This window comes from Carboxylicivirga taeanensis (genome assembly GCF_051851475.1).
Lineage (GTDB): Bacteria > Bacteroidota > Bacteroidia > Bacteroidales > Marinilabiliaceae > Carboxylicivirga > Carboxylicivirga taeanensis.
This window is the reverse complement of record NZ_JBPUSJ010000077.1, coordinates 1-1,238: the sequence shown is the minus strand read 5'-3', so window position 1 is coordinate 1,238 and position 1,238 is coordinate 1. Positions and strand designations below refer to the sequence as shown.

Annotated in this window: 1 protein-coding gene; it reads right to left on the bottom strand. The window is 47.3% G+C overall.

Features of this window, described 5'->3' with window-relative positions; genetic code table 11:
* Positions 1–1,238 (bottom strand): Ig-like domain-containing protein (locus tag ACSX1H_RS19290; protein WP_439185889.1); only part of this gene is annotated, 1,238 nt, incomplete at both ends.

The following is a 1,238-nucleotide window of genomic DNA, read 5'->3' as shown; positions in this document are numbered from 1 at the left end:
TAAGTGTATGTTCCGTCGGAATGTATCACTAAACTTCCATGGAGTGGGCCACTGACTGGTGTGGTAGTAATTACCAACTCATCACCATCCGGATCGCTATCGTTATCCAACAGGCTAGCGCCATTCAATACACCATTCTCCTGAACATCGGCAGCATCATCCACTGCCACTGGTGCCGCATTTACCGCATGAACGGTCATGGTTACCGTTGCTGATGCACAATCCCCATTTCCATCACAAATCTCATAACTAAAACTATCGGCTCCTGTATACCCGGCATATGGCGTATAAACCACATAATCATCCGCTGGATTGTTAGGTGTTCCGTTGGTGTGAATCTCTGCTACACCATTATCCGGACCGGAGATAATAACCAATGCACCCGTTGAAGGGCCATCGTCGCCAAAGTCATCCGCGCCATGTCCATTATCTTGCAACACATAGATCGCGTTGTTCTGACTGTCTTCATCAACTGTCACATCATCATTTTTAGCAACAGGGCGACTTGTGCTGACAGGGCTGGTTGCACATGAGGCCGAATTGTTGGCTACATTGCTATCATCCTGATCTGCTGAAACACTGGCTGTATTGTTATAATTACCGCTGGTATTAACTCTCGCATTAATATTTAAGGAAGCAGATGCCCCATTGGCTAAAGTTCCAATTGTCCAAATACCATTTGCATAAGTACCAAGCCCGTCGGCACTGATGAAAGAATATCCATCAGGCAGTTGCTCCTCAACTCGAACATTGCTGGCATCATTTGGTCCATTATTTTGAACCGTAAGTGTGAAAACAACATGAGAGCCATAAGACGGAAGACCTTCATCAACCACTTTCGTTAACGAGATATCAGCACAGTTAGATGGATTCAAAACAGCTTCAACGCCTGAGGCCGACACACAGCCATTGGCCATAATTTGAATATCAGTGTACGTGCCGGCTGGAGCAGGTAAAACAGCGCTTCCGGCAGTGACTGCTACTGTTCCAAAATCGCCATCGGCATGCGTTACCGGGTATGAACCATCAGCCACATTGGTGAGGTTCAAGGCAATGGTGCCATTAGCTCCACATCTAATCGGATCGGTTGTGACACTGATGCTAATGACCGGTGTTAAAGGCTGGGCTACAATTGACACTTCTGCGGAGGCCGCTGAGCTACAACCGGCTTCATTGGTCACGGTGAAATTGAAGATGCTATTGGCTGTCAACCCGGAAACGGTATAGGTACTGCCACT